Source organism: Pseudomonas sp. SJZ079, assembly GCF_007993865.1.
Taxonomy (GTDB): domain Bacteria; phylum Pseudomonadota; class Gammaproteobacteria; order Pseudomonadales; family Pseudomonadaceae; genus Aquipseudomonas.
This window is the reverse complement of record NZ_VIUH01000003.1, coordinates 109367-127686: the sequence shown is the minus strand read 5'-3', so window position 1 is coordinate 127686 and position 18320 is coordinate 109367. Positions and strand designations below refer to the sequence as shown.

The window sequence follows — 18320 nt, the reverse complement described above, 5'->3', positions numbered from 1 at the left end:
GAACGCTACGCCGGTAGGCGGCACGCGCCATTGCCGCGTGCCGCCTACCGGCGTAACGCATTAGCGCTGGGTTACCCGGGAGACGATCGCCTCAGGCTTCATCTCGCGCTCGGAACGTGGTGTGGCTTCAAACTTGTAGCCGCCTTTCAACCCGTCGTTGATCAGGGCGTACATACCCTTGTTGAAGTCATAGATGACGTTCTTCACGTTGTAGGGGATGTCCTTGTCATACAGCTGTACACCGCTGAGGAACATCGCGCGGTACAGGGCGTTGTTCTTGTCCCAGGCGTCATACAAGCCTACGCCGAAGGTGTCCTCGTCGAGGTAGTAGGTGCGCTTGCTGTATACGTGGCGTTTGCCAGGCTTGAGGGTCGCTTCGACGACCCATACACGGTGCAGCTCCCAACGCTCGCACTCTGGGTTGGCGTGATTCGCACCAAACTGCTCGTCCTGCTTGCAATCGAAGTAGAACTTGTAGGCGTTATAGGGGATGTACATCTCCTTGCGGCCCACCAGTTTGTAGTCGAAGCGCTCTTGGCTGCCGGAGAACATCTGCAGCTCATCGAACAAGGTCACGCCGCCTTGGCTGGCTACCGGGGTATCGAAGGCAAACTCCGGCGCCAATTTGATCCGCCGTTGACCCGGGGTGTAGCTCCAGGCACGTCGCGGCTTAGCCAGCGGGTCGAGGTAGTCGGCGAGCACGATCACTTCGCCAGCTCGCCGCGCCGGATACATGTTCAGCGAGAAGACCCTTGCATACATCAGCGGATCGCGATCTTCCTGATCGACCTGGTAATACGGCATCTCCTCGAAGGTCGCTTGCTCAGCGCTCTTGGTGACCTGGCCGTTGGTGTCGATGACCCAGCTGTTGGACGATGAGGTCGTCGAGAAGCCACCACCGATCTTGTAGCGCAGTTGCTGGTTCCAGATCACCTCGTTACCGGTGGTGGGTATCGGGAATGGCAGACCACCACGACAGGCAGGATCGACCGCCAAGCCATCTTTCTGGATATTGCATCCAGTGGCATTGCGCACCGTAGCGTCGACGACCTTCTGCGGGTAGGCCACTGTGCGGTGGCTGGGATAGATATCCAGGTAGTATTCCGGATACTTCTTCAGCAGGGTTTTCTGGCCCTCGCTCAGTTTGTCTGCGTACTGATCGAGGTTTTTCGAATTGATTCGAAACAGTGGTTTTTCGTTTTTGTAGGGGTCGACCCAAAAACCACTGTCTGGCTGAAACCCTGCGGGGGCCTCACGCAGGCCACCCTCATAGGCAGGGATCGTACCTTCGGCATTACCGGCCTGGATTGCGCCCCAGGGGGTCAGGGTCTTACCCAGTTCGGCCGCTTCTTGCGGACTGACTGCCGCCAGTGCGCACGCCGACAAACCACTCAAGGCGATGCTAAGTGCGAGTTGGAGTTTCATGACTGTTCCCCGATCTTGGAATTATTAAAAGGAGGTCTTGTAGGTGAAGGCCAACCAACCGCGGTCGGTACCCCCGACGTTGCCGTTGCCGTTGACCATCCGCGCACCGTTGATGTTTCTGGAGTTCTTTTCCTGCGCGGAGCTATCGGCATAGCGCAGGCTGAACTCATGCTGTTGGCGGTAGGTCATCTTGGCGCCAACCGACCAGGAGAGCGCGCCTTCACTGCCACCACCAGCACTGGCGGCGTTGCCACTCAGGCCGTAGTTGACCGTCAGCGGAACATCCAAGGTCCAGGACGGCAGAATCTCTACGTATTGCGGGGTGTAGTTCACCGCAACGGCGTAGTAGTCCTTGGTCGAGCAGCCATCGGACTTGTCGCCGGCACCGCCTGTTTGGACATCCCGGCAACCCGCGAAGCCTTCACCCTTGTACAGCTCCTCGTGGGAGGTGACCTTGTCCAGATGGCTGTAGGCGAACTCGGCCACCACCGTCGAGTTGTCGGCCAGCCAGTTACGCGGAACGCCGTAAATAGCGTTAGCGACGAAGTGAATGGTGTCACCACGCGGGCCTTCATCATCCACCAGGCTTACGCCGGTGGCATTGAGCGCCCCGCCCTTGCGGTAGGACAGGTCGGCACCAACAGAGGCTGCACCAACGGCGGTGGAGATGCTCAGGCCATAGAGTTTGACGTCGCGTGGATAGACCAGGCGGTACTCACGAGTCGCCAGATTGACCTGCGGCGCCAGCCACGCCTGGTAGTCATCGAATTCACGGTAGTAAGCGCCGACTGTGGCTTCGATGGCCTCGATGTCCAGCTTGCCCATCACGCCCCAGTTCTGACCATCGCGGCCGCGCTTGGAGGTGGCATGGTTGAGGTTGAAGCCAGGGGCCGCCGGCAGGCGATCGGGACCCTCGAAGAACGGGTCCGCGGCGCCAAAATAGGTGCCGCCATATGGGAAACGGGTGTTGTCCCACTCGTAGAAGTATTGCGCGGCGAGCGACAGGTTGTCGGTGACCTGGGCCTTAGCCGAAACCTGACCGATCGGCAAAAACACTTCTTTGGTCTCGATACCCGGGCTGGTCACGGCCTTCACCGCATCGACAGGTGCCTGCGAGTAGGACATCGCATGCGCACCGATCAGCAAGCCCTCACCCCAGAACAGTGCATGACGGCCGACTTTCAGGTTTACCGGGGCCGCGCCTATATTGAAGTTGGTCCAGACAAAGGCATCGAGCACCTCTCCCGACGGGCCATTGACGTAGCGCTCCACCTCACGGCTATAGCGATTGTTGTTGTAGCTGGTGGCCAGCCCCGGGACGCTGCTCTTGACCGAGGTGTCGTCGTAGGCATTGTCGTACCAGCCGGCAGCGCTGACACGCCCGCCAAAGTCGTTCTTGTAGGACACATCGAACTCGGTCAACAAATCCAGGCGATTGGTGACGATGTCGCCCTTGTCGAACTTACCGTCGGACTCGTCGAAATTCGGGTTGTTGAGGATCTTTTGGTCCTGGTCCTCCATGCGCCAGCCCAGGTTATAGCGCACGGTATTGTCCCAGCGCATGCGGATGTCAGGGTTGCCGACATCGACCTGCATCGCCGTGGCGCCTCCTGCACAGCTCATGATCGCAAGCGCCAGTACGCTACGCGGCATCGAGATCTGACCAAGCGTTCTAATCATTTTCATCTAAGCTCCGTTATTCTTGTTTTTCAACGACTTACGATAGGAAAAAACACAACAATTGCGTGTTTGACCTCTCACGGAATGGCTTGCTACCTGCACACTAACGAAAAAAACGTTCCACTCTGCGTGAAGGACACCTTAGCGGATAAGAACCATTAATTCCATATCCAGATTTAGATTCTTTATTGAGAATATTCGCCCATCCCATACCAAAACCATCTACGGAAGCGCTTTGAGCCGGGCACGAACCAGACTAGACGCTGGCTGCCGAGCTCCGACCACCCGAAACAAAAGTAAACACATTACCTCTATATGTTCAATATTTGCTTTGGTCGTCGCAAGATTTGGGCTTTAATGAGCGTAGCATTCAGCCCGCTTGGCGCTTTCCAAGCCTGCGGGATCGCAGAGCCGAGTGCTCTGCCACCCTCACCCAGCAGGAGGACCCATGAATATTGATCTCAGTGGCAAGCGCGTGATCGTGACCGGCGCTTCCCGCGGTATTGGTCGGGCCATTGCCCAGGCATTCGCCGCAGAAGGCGCGCGGGTCGCGATCTGTGCACGTACCGAAGAGGCCGTTGTCTCGGCCGGCAAGGCCTTACAGGCAAGCGCCCAGGCGGTGATCGCCCGCGCGGTCGATGTCACCGATAGCCCGGCCGTCCAGGCATTCGTCCAGGAAGTTGCCGACAGCTGGGGTGGCGTGGATGTTCTGGTCAACAATGCCGGCCAGGGCAAAGGTGGCAACCTGGATACGCTGACGCCGGAGGCCATCCTCGAGCACGCGAATATCCTGCAGATGGGCCATTTCCGCTTCGTTCAGGCGGTGGTGCCCTACATGCGCGCACAGCAATGGGGGCGAATTATCGAGATCAATGCCCTGGCCGGAACCATTCCGACCCCGGATGGCATCCCCTCCGTGATCAACCGCGCCGCCTGCGTAGCCCTCTCGCGTTCGCTGGGCATGTCCCTGGCCAAAGACAACATACTGGTCAACAGCCTGAACATGGGCTGGATCGACACCGGGCAGTGGGATCGCCACTACAAGGAAATGGGGCCAGGTGTAACGCGTGAAGAATTCGATGCCATGGTGATGAAAGTAGTGCCCATCGGCCGTTATGGAAAGCCCGAGGACGTCGCCGGCATGGCCTTGTTCCTGGCCAGCGAATTCGCCAGCTTCATCAGTGCCGCCTCGATCGATATCGCCGGAGGCATGGGAGGGCAAATCGCCTACTTCCCCACCCTCAAGCGCGATTTCGCGGCCATGGTCCGCGAGCGCAACGGCAATAACCCAGACTGAACCCAGCGCCCCCAAGCTCCCTGCCTCAGCAGGCACGTCGAGGGTGGCGACTTCCGCAACCAGGAGCACCCCATGAGTCAAAAACTCTACGCTATCCCGCTGAAATCCATCGAAGGCAAGCCCCTGACGCTCGAGCACTTCAAGGGCAAGGTGCTGCTGATCGTCAATGTCGCCTCGAAATGCGGACTCACCCCGCAGTACGAAGGCCTCGAGGCACTCTATAAAGAGAAGCATGCCCAGGGCTTCGAAGTACTGGGTTTTCCAGCGAACGACTTCCGCGACCAGGAGCCAGGCAGCGATGAGGACATTCAGGCGTTTTGCACCCTCAACTACAGCGTTCAGTTTCCGCTGTTCGCCAAAATCGCGGTAACCGGTGCCGAGCAGCATCCGCTGTACAGCATACTCACCCAGGCCCAACCGCTCGCCAGCGGCGACGGCCCGATGCGCGAACGCCTCAAGGGCTACGGCATCGAAGTCGAGCCGGCACCGGCAGTACAGTGGAACTTCGAGAAATTCCTGATCAGCCGCGACGGGCAAGTGGTTGGACGCTTCGCCCCGGACATCGCTGCCGACGACGCGGACCTGCGCCAGGCCATCGACGCACAATTAAACCTGACGCCTTAACCCCCTACTCGGTCGATCATCGAGGCCAGCCCTGGCCCTGCCTCGATGATCGATTGGCCGCGTGTTTCAGGACGTACAGGCCATGATCAGGAACTGGCGAAACGCCTGAGCCGGCTCGGACAGTTGCGCCTCGGGCCGCCAGATCAGGCCCAACTCCATGGGCGGAATGACATCGACCAACGGTCGACTTTCGATTTTCTTGCCTTCCAGCGACCAGGCCCGGAAGAGCATGTCGGAGAGTATGGTCACGCCAAAGCCATGGGCGACCAGCCCGCGCAGGGCTTCCATCGATGAGGTGCGAAAGGCCACGTCAGGTTCGAGACCTTGAGTACGCCAATAGCGCAGCGCAGACTCCTCTCCCTCATCAACCGTCGGCATGATGTAGGCATGCTGGGCAACGTCGGCCAAGGTAATTGAGGAGACGGCGTTCAGCGGATGCTGACTGGCCAACCACAACTGGCGCCGCGAGCGAATCAGCACATGGTGCTCGAAGCGCAGCAGATCCTGGGTGTTGGAGACAATGGCCAAACCCAGATCCAGCTCGCCACCGATTACCGCTGCCTCGATACTCGGTCGATCCATGTCAAGCAGGTCGACCTCCACCTGCGGGTAGCTGCGTTTGAAACGCGCCAGCAGCGCGGGCAGGAAATAGCCAAGTACGGTATAGGATGCGCCCACCCGCACCACCCCTTGCATCGAGTGGCCGAGGAACAACGGCTCGCTGAGCGCATCTTGCAGGGTGTCGAGGATATGCCGCGCGTGTTGGGCGAACTTGTTGCCTTCGGCGGTCAAGGCAACTCCATAGGGCAAGCGCTCAAACAGACTGACACCAAGGGCCTGCTCCAGCTGCAAGACCGCAGCGGTGATTGCCGACTGCGAAACGTGCACCTTAAGCGCTGCCTGGGAGAATTGTCCGGCATCCGCCGCCGCCACGAAGTAGCGCAGTTGCCGCATGGAAATGTCTTTGCCCTTGGCCATCTGATTTCCTGATACCTGTATTCAGTATTTATGAATCGTCCCCACTGCCACGCTGAGTAAACTCGGGCCTTGGCGGGATTAACCAATCAGCGACCCGGCAGATCCGAATGCCACCAAGGGTTCGCTACCGATCGAATTTCAGCACCAAGAATAAGAACGGCTGAAGGATGACAATGCACGCGATCAACTACTGCGAATACGAATCCGAACACCCGGGTGATTTTGCCACCGAAGTATCGCTACGCAAGAAGGGCTTCGACCTGCGTGTGGAGCACGCGCAATGGACCACTTCAGGCACCGCCCGGATCGAGCTGCAGAACAGCTGCCTGATCCGCATGTTGCTCAGTCCCTCAGGTCTTGAGTGCAATGACAACAGCCACAATCTCGGTAGATTCCGAGGGCAGCCTGCTCAACAATTCAAGCCACTTGGCCAACTTCTGTTCATTCCCCATGGTACCGAATTCCACCTCAAGCATGGTGCCTGCCAGCAGAAGTCGCTGATCTGCCTGTTCGACCCAGCCGACCTCGGCCCACTCGCGACCTATCAGTGGGATTGGGATGGGCACGCCCACGAAAGCATGCTCAATCTGCGCAGCCTGTATCTTCAGGCTTCGTTGCAACGCCTGGCAGAAGAGCTTTGCGCACCGGGCTTTGCCAGTGAATTGCATATCGAATGCCTGCTGACCAGTATCGCCCTTGACCTTCGTCGGGAGTTTCTCGGCAATCCATCTCTGAACGAAAGCGATGGCAAACTAACTCCGCGGCAACTCAAGCTGCTGCGCGAAATGCTCGAAGCGGGCCCCGAGGAAGACATCTCGCTATCTCGCCTAGCCACTATCTGCGCTTTGCCGGCACGTAAGCTGTCGACCCTCCTCAAGAACACGACGGGTAAGACCCTGCGCCACTATGCCGCGGAAGTCAGGATGGAGAAGGCCATGGCCTTGCTAACCGACCAGCGCCTACTGATCAAGCAGGTTGCCTACCAAAGCGGTTTCCAAAACGCCGCGGCCTTTACCGCGGCCTTCCGTAAAGCGCTCGGAAAGACTCCCGAAGAGTTTCGCCGCCAGCGCAGCAGCTGAACTTCGCCAGCGCCGTAGGCAGTGCCCACGCTGAATGCGCTGGACGGGGACAGTCCGCGCGCCTGGGCATCTGCCAGGCTATCATGCAGGCCACTCCCTGCGCCGCGTGCCTTGCAGGCTCCGCCATGAGCACCCGTAAACAGCCCAGACGATACGCAAAACGCAAAACGCATCGAGTAGGGAGCGGGATTACTCCCGCTGCCCTCTCACACCACCGTACGTGCGGTTCCGCATACGGCGGTTCATGGGTGACGCTGAAGGCGCCGCTGGGTATCCAGCAGCGAGATCAAGCCCAAGGCGTCGAAGTAGCGTTTCGGGAAGGCCGCATTCATGTGTGAGGCACCCGAGTTCCACCACGGACCTTGTCCGTTTCGGGCCGAGCGCCAGGCACGATCTTCCGTCAGTCGCTGCCGACGCAGCATTGTGGTTCGGCCTTGACGATGCTTTGCTTGCCGCCAGAGCAGGCAGCGCAGTCTTCGTCTCAGCCAACCGTCCAGATTCTCCAGTGCATTCTTGGTCTGCGTGTACTGGAAGTAGCCGATCCACCCTCGAAGCACTGGATTCAGTGTCTCGATGGTATGAGGCAGACTTCTTCCTCGTCCTTGGCGTAGCAGCTCTTTCACTCGTGCCGCTAACCTTTGCAGGCTTTGCGGCGCGATGCGCAGCCGGGCCTGGCGCTGGGCCGTCAGGCTATAGCCCAAAAACTTGCGAGTCGATGGCTTGGCGCAGGCACTCTTGGCTTCATTGATTTGCAGCTTCAGGCGCTCCGCAAGGAACCCCTTCATCTGCCTCAACAGGTGCTCGCCTGCCGCCTTGCTGCGCACGTAGATGTTGCAGTCGTCCGCGTAGCGGCAGAACGCATGGCCACGTCGTTCAAGTTCGCGATCCCAATCGGTGAGCAGAATGTTCGACAGCAACGGCGAGAGCGGCCCACCTTGCGGCGTGCCTTCTCGGCGCTGGGCGACAAGCCCGTCACGCATCAAGCCCGCTTCCAGATAGCGCCGGATCAGCTTGAGCACGCGCGCATCCGTTACCCGCCGGGCAATCCGCGACATCAAGATGTCGTGATTCACCCGGTCGAAGAACTTCTCCAGATCGATATCCACCACCCAGCGGCGGCCCTCCTGCACGTACTGCTGTGCCGCAAGAACCGCCTCTTGGGCGCTGCACCCCGGCCTGAAGCCGTAGCTGGATTCGGAGAAGCTCGGCTCGAAGATCGGTTGGAGTATCTGCAGCAGCGCTTGCTGGATCAGGCGGTCCAGAACCGTCGGGATACCCAGTGTACGTACCCCGCCCGCAGGCTTGGGTATGTCTACTGCGCGTATCGCCTGCGGTAGGTACTGCCCGTTTATCAACGCTGCCTTAACGCTTGGCCAGTGTACCTTCAGCCATTCGGCGAACCGCTCGACCGTGAGTCCATCGACTCCCGGTGCGCCTCGGTTGCCGACGACCTTTCGATACGCCAGCCACAGGTTGTCTCGGTCCGCCACCGCTTCCATCAGCGATGGTTCCCCCGCTTTCGTTTGCCCAGCAGCCGCCGTGAAGCCATCGACACCACGATCATTGCCCCCAGAGTTCCGCCCCGGTTCTGCTGTCATGGCTGCGCTTATTCCACGCACTTGTGTCTCATCGGCTTGCATCGAGTCTCTGCCGTCCTAATCGCGGTCACTCATGTTCGGCCCTTCGGTCAAACCGCACCTACTATGGCCTCTGCTGACTTCTGTACGGCCCTCCTCACGCCTCGCGACGTCAGTAGCACTGTGGCAGCCGTACAGATCTCCCCGGGTATGACGCACCCACCTTCACGCTTATGCCTGTCGGATATACACCGCACCGTTCCGTGCAAGTATCGGGCTTTGGCCTTTTTGGCTGCCTTACCCCGATGCGTCGCCTCGTATCCGCTTCCTGTTCGTCAGGCCAGCGCTTTGCCTCGGGCTTCCTTCAGATTCGCAGTCACCCACGACACCCTTGCCTCTGGCTAACACTTCCCCTTGCCGGGTGTGTAGAGGACTTTCACCTCCGAGTGAGTGCGCCCTGCCGGGCGCACAAAAAAAAAATGGCCCACAAGGGGCCATAAAGGTGATGAAGAGTTGCAACGATTCAACGTGACAGTTTTGCAGCCCTGATTAACGCTGGGTCTCCTGTGAGACGATGGTTTCCGGGCTCATGTCAGTTTCCGACAGCGGGGTGTCGCTGATCCGGTACCCGCCCTTGAGGCCATCGTTGAGGATTGACCAGATGCCCTTGTTGAAGTCATAGCTGACGTTTTTCACGGTATAGGGAATGTCCTTGTCGTAAAGCTGCACACCGCTCTGGAACAAGGCGCGATAGAGCAGACCGCCTTGGTCCCAGGCGTCATACAGGCCGGCCCCGAAGGTGTCCTCGTCGAGGTAGTAGGTGCGTTTGCTGTAGGCGTGACGCTTGCCTGGTTTGAGAGTGGCCTCGACGACCCAGACACGGTGCAGCTCCCAGCGCTCGCACGCAGGATTGGCATGGTGGGCGAGAAATTGCTCCTCCTGCTTGCAGTCGAAGTAGAACTTGTAGGCGTTGTACGGGATGTACATTTCCTTGCGGCCGACCAGCTTGTAGTCGAAGCGGTCCTGGCTGCCGGAGAACATCTGCAACTCGTCGAACAAGTTGACCCCGCCCTGGTTGGGTACCGGCGTGTCATAGGCGAACTCCGGAGCCAGCTTGATCCGTCGCATCCCTGGGGTGTAGCTCCAAGCACGCCGTGGCTTGCTGGTCGGGTCCAGGTAGTCGGCGATGATGATCAACTGTCCGGCGCTGCGCGCCGGGTAGCTGTCCAGCGCCCAGGCACGGTAGTAGAGCATCGGATCGCGATCGGTCTGCTTGACCTGATAGAACGGGGTTTCCTCGAAGGTCGCGGATTCGGCCGTCTTGGTCACCTGGCCGCGCGAGTCGACCACCCAGCTATCGGAAGAAGCGGTGCTGGTATAGCCGGGACCGTTCTTGTAGCGCAACTGTTGGTTCCAGATCAGCTCGTTGCCATTTTGCGGAATCGGGAAGGGAATACCGCCACGACAGGCCGGATCGACCGCGAGATTGTCTTGCAGCGTATGGCAGCCGGTGGCGTTGCGTACCGTGGCATCCAGCACCTCCTGCGGATAGGCCGCCGTGCGATGCGACGGGTAGATATCCAGGTAGTACTCGGGGTACTTCTCCAACAGCATCTTCTGCCCGCCGCTGAGCTGCTCGGCGTACTGGGCCATGTTCGTCGAGTTGATGCGCATCAGCGGCTTTTCATCCTTGAAAGGATCAACCCAAAAACCACTGTCGGGCTTGAAGCCGGCCGGAATAGTGCGCAGACCGCCCTCGTAAGGCGGAATAGTACCCTCGGCATTGCCAGCCTGGATCGCGCCGAACGCGGTCAGACTTTTCCCCAGCTCAGCGGCTTGCTCGGCTGAGGTCGCAGCCAGGCTGCAGGTCACAACGCCCATCAGGGCCGCTGCCAGGACAAAATGTCCGTTCATAGTCATATGCTCCGCTTCTTCGATTTGTTAGATGGAGGTCTTGAAGGTGAAGGCCAGCCAGCCACGATCCGTGCCGCCGACCGCACCGTTACCACCGACGACGTTGCCTGGCAGGGTTTTCGATTGCGCGCCGCTGTCGGCGTAGCGCAGACCGAACTCGAAGCGCTGGGCATAGGTCAGGCGCACGCCGGCCGACCAGGTCAAGGCCCCTTCATTACCACCGCCGGCAGTGGCCGCGTTGCCGTGCAGGCCGTAGTTGACGGTAACCGGTACATCCATGTCCCAGGACGGGAACACCGACAGGTACTGCGGGGTGTAGTTGACCGCGACGGCCGCGTAGTCGCGGGTCGAGCAACCGTCCGACTTGTCGCCAGAGCCCGGCGTACCGACGCGCGGATCAATGCAATTGGCACTGCCTTCTGCCAGGTACAGTTCCTCATGCTTGGTGACGTGTTGCAGGCGGCTGTAGGCGAACTCAGCGATTAGCGTGGCGTTCTTGGAGATGAAGTTACGTGGCACCCCGTAGATGGCGTTGGTGACGAAGTGCAGCGAGTCGCCACGCGGACCTTCGTTGTCGAGGGCATCGATGCCCACGGCATTCAGCGCGCCATCCTTGCGGTAGGACAGCTCGCCGGCCACCGACACCGTATCGAACATGCGCGAGAAGCTCAGGCCTGCCAGCTTCACGTCACGCGGATAAACCAGGCGGTACTCGCCCGCCACCGGATCGACCTGAGGGGCAAACCAGGGCTGGTAATCGTCGAACTGGCGGTAATAAATACCGATGCTGGTCTCGATCGCGTCAACGTTATATTTGGCCATCACCCCGAAGTTGGCGGTGTCGCGGCCGAAGCGCGATTTGCCGCGCTGAAAGGCGAACCCGGGAGCCAGCGGCAAACGATCGGGGCCCTCGAAGAACGGGTCTGCCGCGCCAAAATAGGTACCGCCATAGGGAATCCGTGTGTAGTCCCATTCATAGAAGTACTGCCCGGCCAGGGTCAGGTTCGGAGTGAGCTGGGCCTTGGCGGAAACCTGGCCGATGGGCAGGAACACTTCCTTGGTTTCGATACCCGGACTGGTGACTGCCTTGCCCCCATCGAGCGGCGCTTGCGAATAGGATATGGCGTGGGCACCGAACAGCAGGCCCTCCCCCCAGAAATTCGTATGCCGACCGAGCTTGACGTTTACCAGCGTCTCGCCGAGACGGAAGTTATGCCAAACGAAGGCATCGAGAATTTCCCCGGACGGACCTTCAACATAGCGCTGCACTTCCGAGCTGTAGCGGTCGTTGTTGTAGCTGGTCGGCAGGCCGGCAGCATGACTGTCGACGCTGTTGTCGTGGTAGGCGTGGTCATACCAGCCAGCGGCGCTGACCCGTGCCCCCCAGGTCTTGCGGTAGGACAGATCGATCTCGCTCAACAAGTCGAGACGATTGGTAACGATGTCATGGCGGTCGAACTTACCGTCTGACTCGTCGTAGTTCGGGTTGTTCAGGATGCGGCTGTCCTGGTCCTCCATGCGCATGCCCAGGTTGTAGCGCAGCGTATTGTCCCAGCGCATGCGCAAATCCGGATTGCCCAACTCGATGGCGGCACCCAGTGCCTGCCCGGCGATGCTAAGTGCCAGAAGGGTCATGGTGCCGTGGACAACCAGCGCTCGCCCCTGCTTGCTCATATTTTTCATACAAACCACCTTTTTTTATTTTCAGTCGCCTATCGGTAAGCGCCAGCGCAACCGGCGGCGCATACCCGAGGTAAAACGCGCAGTGATCCCTGCATCAGCGCGAACTAGCGGCCAACGGGATAGATGATCGATTTCTCCTGGGTGAACTCCTTGAGCCAGTCCGGGCCGAACTCGCGGCCGATGCCCGACCGTTTGAAACCGCCAATCGGCGCATAGGGCATCTTGCCGCCACCACCGTTGATGTAGACGCTGCCGGCACGGATGCGCCGGGCCATCTGGTAGGCGGTCGCGGCGTCGGCACTGGCGATGCCGCCGTTGAGGCCGTAACGCGAGTCGTTGGCGATGGCGATCGCTTCTTCGTCCGTGTCAAAACCGATGACCACGCCCACCGGACCGAAGATTTCTTCCTGGGCGATGTGCATGTCGTTGCGCACGTCGTCGAACAGCGTGATCTCGCTGAAGAAGCCTTGCTTGAGCCCCGCAGGGCGGCCGCCGCCACACACCAGGGTGGCCCCCGCATCGCGACCGCTGGCGATGAAATGCTCGACCTTGGCCCGCTGCGACTCGCGGATCAGCGGCCCCATCATCACGCTGGGGTCAGCCGGGTTGCCGATCTTGATCTGGCTGGCCATGGCCTTGACAACCTGCACGAACTGCTCGCGAATCGAGTTGTGCACCACGAAGCGGGTGAGCAAGGCGCAACCCTGCCCGGCGTTCACCGTAAGCCCGGCCAGTGCGCCCATGGCAGTAGCCTGGATGTCGGCATCGGCGCGGACGATCAGCGCCGACTTGCCGCCCAGCTCCAAGTGCACGCGCTTCAGGGTGGGCGCGGCCTGGGCCATGATGCTCATGCCTACGGCTTCCGAACCGGTGAAGGAGACCATGTCTACCTGCGGGTCACTGCTCAGCAGGCTGCCGACCTCGATGCCGCCGGTAACGATGTTGAGCACGCCCTTGGGCAAGCCGATCTCGGCGGCGATTTCGCCGAATAGCAGCGCGGAATACGGCGTGAAGGGCGATGGTTTGAGCACCAGGGTGTTGCCCGCCAGCAAGACCGGGAACACCTTGGCCAGGTTGAGCAGGAACGGGAAATTGTAGCCGGTGATGCCGGCGACCACGCCGATGGCTTCGCGCTCGATGCTGCCGCTGCCGAGAATCAGCGGCCCGGTCGGATTCATCGGGTTGGGCGTGGCTTCCAGCGGAATGTGCCGCAGCTCCTGATGCAATGACTGCTCGATGGCGGTCAGCACATGGGCCAGTGGCATGTCCACCTGCATGGCGTAGGTCACGCCTTGTGAACAGCCAACCTCGGCAATGATCAGCGCGGCGACCTGCTCACGCCGGGCCACCAGCGCGGCATGCATGCGGCGCATGTAGGCAGCGCGCTCGGCCATGCTCATGTGCGGCCAGGGGCCATTATCGAACGCCTCGCGGGCGGCGGCGATGGCGCTCGCGGCAGCGGCAATGTCGCCAACCGGCGCATGACCGATCACCGCTTCGGTGGCCGGGTTGAGCACCGCCTCGCAAGCCCCGTCGGCGGCCACCCAGCAGCCGTCGATGTACAACTTGTCCAGGTGGGTATAGGGAATACTCATGCGGCTGCCACTCCTTCGATTTTACCGGTGATGATTTCTGCCGCGCGCATGGCAATCGCCATCGCCGGTGCATTGGTGTTGCCGGAAACCAGACAGGGCATGACCGAGGTGTCGACCACCCGGATGCCCTCGACGCCACGGACCTTCAACTGCGGATCGAGCACCGCGTCGCGGTCCGCGCCCATCCGGCAAGTGCCGGCGACGTGGAAGGCGGTCTGCCCCAGACGCCGGACCGCGGCAAGGATCTCCTCGTCGCTTTGCACCTGCGGGCCAGGCGTCAGCTCATGGACGATGAACGGCTTGAGTAGCGGCTCGGCAGCCAGCCGGCGAAACCAGCGGAACATGGCGATGGCCGAGGTGCGGTCGATCTCTGCGGCCAGGTAGTTACCGCAAATCTGCGGCGGTACCGACGGGTCGGCCGACTGGATGCGCACATGGCCGCGGCTTTCGGGGTGCAGGAAATAGCCGCCGATGGTCAGACCCGGTTGCTTGTCGATCATCACCTTGTTGCCGTCGCCTTCCATGGAATAGAGACTGACGCCGATCTGCGCGTCTGGCAGTTCCAGCCCCGCACGGGTTTTCACGAAACCGCCGGCCTCGTGCGCCGCGTGGGTCATCGGCCCCTTCTTGCGCAGGAAGTACTGCAGCACCGAACGCAACAAGCCCCAACCGAAGAAGCAATGGTTCAGGCTGCCGCGGGTCACCCGGTACTGCATGGCCATGTACACATGCTCGCGCAGGTTGCCGCCGACATCCGGCGAATCGCACACCACGTCGATCCCGTGCTCGCGCAGCAACTCGGCCGGGCCGATGCCGGACAGTTGCAACAACTTTGGCGACTCGATGGCCCCGGCGCACAACAGCACTTCACGGCCGATGGCAAAGCGCTGCGGGCCGGCGGCACTACGGACCCGCACGGCCACCGCGCGGCGCTCCTTGAACTCGATGCGCTGCACATCGGTGCCGGTCATGATGGTGAGGTTGGGGCGCTGGCGTACCGGGTCTAGAAACGCGCGTGCAGCGCTGAAGCGCTGCCCCTGCCAGGTGGTTTGCGGCTGATAGCCAAACCCACCCTGAGCGACGGCGTCGACATGGTTGGTGTCGCTGACTCGCGTAACCCCGAGCTTGCCGGCCGCGCCGATGATCGCCTCGCACAGCGAGTCGCCGGCCGGGTGCACGCTGACCTTGAGCGGGCCACCGACGCCGCGCCACTGTGCCGCGCCGAGCTGATGGTCTTCCAGGGCGACAAACTGCCGACCCATGTCCTCCCAACCCCAGCCGCTGCAGCCCTGGGCTTCCCAACCGTCGTAATCGGCCGGGGTGCCGCGCACATAGACCATGCCGTTGACCGAACTGGAGCCGCCAATGGTCTTGCCCTTGAGCCACAATTCGTCGCCCATGCCCTCACCCCGCTGGGCCTGGTATGACCAGACGTGCGGATTGCCGGGGTTGAGCAGTTTGCCGATGCCGCGCGGCATCCTGATCAATGGGCTGCTGTGGTCGGGGCCGCTCTCGATCAGCAGCACCGATACGCCGGGGTCAGCCGACAATCGGTTGGCCAGCACACAGCCCGAGGACCCCGCACCGATGACGATGTAGTCGTAGGTTTTACTCATAAGTGTTCTTCTTTCTACTGGATAACGTGAAAGGTCGTGGTCAAGCGGGCTCAGGTCGCGCCGAACGAAGCGGATGCCGGTTCATCGAGCATCTCGATGATGCGTTCCGGGCAAGCCCGCGCACCGCGCAATGCCAGGGCTTGCTGCCCGACCTCGACCCTGAAGCCGGTGCTGGCGATATAACCGTTGTCGTCGAGGCTGTAGAGGCCGGGCGCCACATGGTTGCAGCGAGCATGGCCGGCGCAGGCCTGCTGGTTGATACGCACCTTCATGCGCTCAGCCGCTCGGCAGACGTGGCTGGCGCAGTGCCGACCACCGGATCCCACTGCAGGTGCAGGTCTTCCATCCCGAACACGCCGACTGCACTGAAGCGCGGCTGCGTACCGTCGGCGATGCGAAACGGCGGGATCAGCTTGAGCCACAGTTCCAGAGCGATGCGCAGCTCGCGGCGCGCCAGGTGCGAACCGACGCAGCGATGCACACCGTAGGAGAACGCCATATGCGGCGCACCGCTGCTGCGCAGGAAGTCGACTTGCTCGGGGTTGTCGAACACTTCCGGGTCTAAGTTGGCCAGCTCGGTGCTGATCAACACCATGTCCCCCTTCTTCATCAGCGCTTCGCCGATCTGCACATCGCGAGTCACGGTGCGGCGCATGTTGACGATGGAATAGGAGCGCAGCAGTTCCTCGACCGCATTGGGGATCAGCTCCGGGTCGGCGCGCAGTTGCGCCTGCTGCTCGGGGTGGCGCGCCAGATGGCGGAAGAACAGGCCGATGCTGGAAGTGACGGTGTCCAGCCCGCCGATAAATATGAGGAAATTGATGCCGAGCATTTCGTCATCGGTCAGCGCGCGTCCGTCTATCTGACTGGCCAGCAGGTAACTGGTGAAATCGTCGCCCGGGTTCAGCCGTCGCTCGGCGATGTGGTTGCGAATCCAGCCGGTGATGGCCCGCGCATTGTCGGTGACCACCTGCATGTCAAAGCTTTTGATCAGGGTCTGCGTCCAGTGCTGGAACAGCGGACGCTCTTCCAGTGGCCAGCCCATCAGTTTGAGGAAGATCAGAGTCGGGAAGGCTTTGGCAAAGTCTTCGTTGAAGTCGCAACGTCCCTGCTGTGCCACCGCTTCGATCAACTGGGTTGCCAGCGCGCGGATGTCCTGCTCAAGGGCATCGACCTTCTTCGGCGTGAACAGCGGATTGAGCAGCGCGCGGTACTTGGCGTGATCCGGCGGATCAACCTCCAGCGGGGCCAGACGCCAGCTTTCACCCAATAACATGGCGTAAGGCGTGAGGCCGACGCTGCTGAAGGTTTCCGGGTCTTGCAGGATGCGCCGCAGGTCTTCAGCACGGCGTGGCACCCAAGTACCCGCCAGGAAGCTCAGCCGCGGCACCCAGAAAATCGGCGGGGTGCTGCGATGCAGATTGGCGGCCCAGGCATAGGCATTTTCGCCCTGAGCCGTGAGCTCGGCCCACAAGTCGAAGTCCTGCACCAGGTGCGCGGGAATGTGTGAAGGGATGGCAGTGGCGTGATCGACGGTCATTATTGTTTTCTCCGGTCGTCGCTTGCGAACGGAGAAAAATGTAGGGCCAAGCCAAATAATGCACAACGGACAGAATTTAAGATCCGTTCGATTTCAACTTCAGAATCACACCACCCGACGGACCCAGGCAAAGTGCGCCTTGCCTACCGGGGAAGGCTTGTGCCAGTCTGCCAGAATCACCGCCGCAGCCTATGCGCGCACGGCGCCATGACTCCAATAAAAACGCCTTGCAGGTAGCCTCAATGAAGCAGCCCACCCCACTTCAGTTCCCTCCGCTGGCTGACGAACTCGCCGGCAAACGCCATGCCCTGCGCTCGCAACGCACCCGTGAATTGTTGCTCGACTGCATGTACCGACTGGCGCTGGAAAAGGACTACAGTGAAATCACCGTGCAAGAGCTGCTGGATCGTACCGGGGTGGCACGCTCGACCTTCTATGCACACTTTCGCGACAAGGAAGACCTGTTGCTCGCCGGTTACGACAGCATCGGCATACCGCATACCCGGGTCGATGACATCTGCGGTGAGCGCCGTGTAGTGCTGGATGTATCGGCCTGGTTGTTCGCTGCCACCGAACGACATGCTGCGTTGACCACCTCGTTTTTCAGCAGCCCGTCGCAAGCCATCATCCTCGCCCACCTTGAAAATATTCTGCTGATCCAGGTGCGTGAGCACTACCGCAAACAAGGCATTTGCAGCGCCTACGAGCTATCTGGAGAGGTAGTAGTGCGCTGTTTTGTCGGCGCCTTAATCGGCCTGTGGTTATGGTGGGTCAGACACGACTATCCCTGCTCGGCGCAGGAGATCACCGAAGCCTTTGACAAACTGATGAACAACGGCAACTGGCCGACTGCCGGCATCCCGTTGAGCTGAGCCACAGGTAGCCCCGATTGGCCTGCCGCCAACTGCTCGGCTACGCCAGCAAGCGCCGCAGCGCGGCCAGATGGTCGCTGACAAACTGCAGTGCCGCCCTCGCCTCCTTGAGCCAATCAAAGCCGTGCATCACACCGGGGTAAATGCGCAGCTCGCTCGCAACCCTGCAGCGGATCAGCTGCTGGGCATAGGCGATACTTTCCGCGACAAATAAATCCAGAGTTCCCACGCCGATGAAGGTAGGCGGCAGCCCCGCCAGCTCATCGGCATGCGCGACAGACAGGTAAGGCGACGTCCGGCGCGGCAGGCACATAAACTTGTGGAGACTGATCGCCCGAGATGCGCAGACCCGTTTGGCGCGGCACTTCGACAACGCCGACGTTCCCCCTCCAGGCGGCTCCCGGGGCTAGGCTTTTCTCGATATCGTCGAACGCTACACC

15 protein-coding genes are annotated in these 18320 nt (G+C 60.8%); 4 read left to right on the top strand and 11 right to left on the bottom strand.

Going from position 1 to position 18320, the window contains the following annotated elements:
• Positions 1 to 60 precede the first annotated feature (60 nt).
• Positions 61 to 1425, bottom strand: coding sequence for a DUF1329 domain-containing protein (locus FBY03_RS04705; RefSeq protein ID WP_147171040.1), 1365 nt, complete (start codon positions 1423 to 1425; stop codon positions 61 to 63).
• Positions 1426 to 1449: 24 nt separating this feature from the next.
• Positions 1450 to 3111: a DUF1302 domain-containing protein gene (locus FBY03_RS04700; RefSeq protein ID WP_147171039.1), complete on the bottom strand. Its 1662-nt coding sequence runs from the start codon at positions 3109 to 3111 to the stop codon at positions 1450 to 1452.
• A 442-nt stretch (positions 3112 to 3553) separates the two neighbouring features.
• Here FBY03_RS04700 and FBY03_RS04695 point away from each other — a divergent pair, with 442 nt between their 5' ends.
• Positions 3554 to 4402 (top strand): SDR family oxidoreductase, encoded by an 849-nt coding sequence (locus tag FBY03_RS04695; protein ID WP_147171038.1) that lies wholly within the window; start codon positions 3554 to 3556, stop codon positions 4400 to 4402.
• Between the two features lie 72 nt (positions 4403 to 4474).
• Positions 4475 to 5026, top strand: coding sequence for a glutathione peroxidase (locus FBY03_RS04690; RefSeq protein ID WP_147171037.1), 552 nt, complete (start codon positions 4475 to 4477; stop codon positions 5024 to 5026).
• Between the two features lie 66 nt (positions 5027 to 5092).
• Here FBY03_RS04690 and FBY03_RS04685 read toward each other — a convergent pair whose 3' ends face one another.
• Positions 5093 to 6004, bottom strand: coding sequence for a LysR family transcriptional regulator (locus tag FBY03_RS04685; RefSeq protein WP_147171036.1), 912 nt, complete (start codon positions 6002 to 6004; stop codon positions 5093 to 5095).
• A gap of 173 nt (positions 6005 to 6177) precedes the next feature.
• On the opposite strand from FBY03_RS04685, the gene FBY03_RS04680 reads away from it, so the two are divergent.
• Entirely contained in the window at positions 6178 to 7083 is a 906-nt protein-coding gene (locus tag FBY03_RS04680) for an AraC family transcriptional regulator (protein ID WP_147171035.1), read from the top strand.
• Between the two features lie 242 nt (positions 7084 to 7325).
• On the opposite strand, the gene ltrA is transcribed toward FBY03_RS04680, so the two are convergent.
• The 7 genes from ltrA to FBY03_RS04635 all read right to left on the bottom strand — a co-directional run bounded on the left by ltrA (position 7326) and on the right by FBY03_RS04635 (position 17008).
• Positions 7326 to 8681: a group II intron reverse transcriptase/maturase gene (ltrA, locus tag FBY03_RS04670; RefSeq protein ID WP_256677865.1), complete on the bottom strand. Its 1356-nt coding sequence runs from the start codon at positions 8679 to 8681 to the stop codon at positions 7326 to 7328.
• Positions 8682 to 9209: 528 nt separating this feature from the next.
• The gene (locus FBY03_RS04660; protein WP_147171031.1) at positions 9210 to 10574 is read right to left on the bottom strand and encodes a DUF1329 domain-containing protein; all 1365 of its coding nucleotides are present in this window, start codon (positions 10572 to 10574) and stop codon (positions 9210 to 9212) included.
• A 27-nt stretch (positions 10575 to 10601) separates the two neighbouring features.
• A complete protein-coding gene (locus tag FBY03_RS04655) occupies positions 10602 to 12257 on the bottom strand; it encodes a DUF1302 domain-containing protein (protein WP_147171030.1) in 1656 nt (551 codons plus the stop codon).
• A gap of 104 nt (positions 12258 to 12361) precedes the next feature.
• A complete protein-coding gene (locus FBY03_RS04650; RefSeq protein WP_147171029.1) occupies positions 12362 to 13852 on the bottom strand; it encodes an aldehyde dehydrogenase family protein in 1491 nt (496 codons plus the stop codon).
• Positions 13849 to 15468 (bottom strand): GMC family oxidoreductase, encoded by a 1620-nt coding sequence (locus FBY03_RS04645; RefSeq protein ID WP_147171028.1) that lies wholly within the window; start codon positions 15466 to 15468, stop codon positions 13849 to 13851. The genes FBY03_RS04650 and FBY03_RS04645 overlap by 4 nt, the downstream gene beginning before the upstream one ends.
• Before the next feature lie 50 nt (positions 15469 to 15518).
• Positions 15519 to 15740, bottom strand: coding sequence for a ferredoxin (locus tag FBY03_RS04640; RefSeq protein WP_147171027.1), 222 nt, complete (start codon positions 15738 to 15740; stop codon positions 15519 to 15521).
• Positions 15737 to 17008, bottom strand: coding sequence for a cytochrome P450 (locus FBY03_RS04635; protein WP_147171026.1), 1272 nt, complete (start codon positions 17006 to 17008; stop codon positions 15737 to 15739). Before FBY03_RS04635 ends, FBY03_RS04640 begins: the two co-directional genes overlap by 4 nt.
• A gap of 242 nt (positions 17009 to 17250) precedes the next feature.
• On the opposite strand from FBY03_RS04635, the gene FBY03_RS04630 reads away from it, so the two are divergent.
• Positions 17251 to 17880, top strand: a complete 630-nt coding sequence (locus FBY03_RS04630) for a TetR/AcrR family transcriptional regulator (RefSeq protein ID WP_147171025.1) — start codon at positions 17251 to 17253, stop codon at positions 17878 to 17880.
• Between the two features lie 40 nt (positions 17881 to 17920).
• On the opposite strand, the gene FBY03_RS04625 is transcribed toward FBY03_RS04630, so the two are convergent.
• Positions 17921 to 18253 (bottom strand): alpha/beta hydrolase, encoded by a 333-nt coding sequence (locus tag FBY03_RS04625; RefSeq protein ID WP_218570755.1) that lies wholly within the window; start codon positions 18251 to 18253, stop codon positions 17921 to 17923.
• Between the last annotated feature and the right edge of the window lie 67 nt (positions 18254 to 18320).

What these genes read in the sequence shown, in the direction of transcription:
- FBY03_RS04705 (WP_147171040.1), bottom strand. Translation starts at nt 1,425, where the DNA reads ATGAAACTCCAACTCGCACTTAGCATCGCCTTGAGTGGTTTGTCGGCG.
- FBY03_RS04700 (WP_147171039.1), bottom strand. Translation starts at nt 3,111, where the DNA reads ATGAAAATGATTAGAACGCTTGGTCAGATCTCGATGCCGCGTAGCGTA.
- FBY03_RS04695 (WP_147171038.1), top strand. Translation starts at nt 3,554, where the DNA reads ATGAATATTGATCTCAGTGGCAAGCGCGTGATCGTGACCGGCGCTTCC.
- FBY03_RS04690 (WP_147171037.1), top strand. Translation starts at nt 4,475, where the DNA reads ATGAGTCAAAAACTCTACGCTATCCCGCTGAAATCCATCGAAGGCAAG.
- FBY03_RS04685 (WP_147171036.1), bottom strand. Translation starts at nt 6,004, where the DNA reads ATGGCCAAGGGCAAAGACATTTCCATGCGGCAACTGCGCTACTTCGTG.
- FBY03_RS04680 (WP_147171035.1), top strand. Translation starts at nt 6,178, where the DNA reads ATGCACGCGATCAACTACTGCGAATACGAATCCGAACACCCGGGTGAT.
- ltrA (WP_256677865.1), bottom strand. Translation starts at nt 8,681, where the DNA reads ATGACAGCAGAACCGGGGCGGAACTCTGGGGGCAATGATCGTGGTGTC.
- FBY03_RS04660 (WP_147171031.1), bottom strand. Translation starts at nt 10,574, where the DNA reads ATGAACGGACATTTTGTCCTGGCAGCGGCCCTGATGGGCGTTGTGACC.
- FBY03_RS04655 (WP_147171030.1), bottom strand. Translation starts at nt 12,257, where the DNA reads ATGAAAAATATGAGCAAGCAGGGGCGAGCGCTGGTTGTCCACGGCACC.
- FBY03_RS04650 (WP_147171029.1), bottom strand. Translation starts at nt 13,852, where the DNA reads ATGAGTATTCCCTATACCCACCTGGACAAGTTGTACATCGACGGCTGC.
- FBY03_RS04645 (WP_147171028.1), bottom strand. Translation starts at nt 15,468, where the DNA reads ATGAGTAAAACCTACGACTACATCGTCATCGGTGCGGGGTCCTCGGGC.
- FBY03_RS04640 (WP_147171027.1), bottom strand. Translation starts at nt 15,740, where the DNA reads ATGAAGGTGCGTATCAACCAGCAGGCCTGCGCCGGCCATGCTCGCTGC.
- FBY03_RS04635 (WP_147171026.1), bottom strand. Translation starts at nt 17,008, where the DNA reads ATGACCGTCGATCACGCCACTGCCATCCCTTCACACATTCCCGCGCAC.
- FBY03_RS04630 (WP_147171025.1), top strand. Translation starts at nt 17,251, where the DNA reads ATGAAGCAGCCCACCCCACTTCAGTTCCCTCCGCTGGCTGACGAACTC.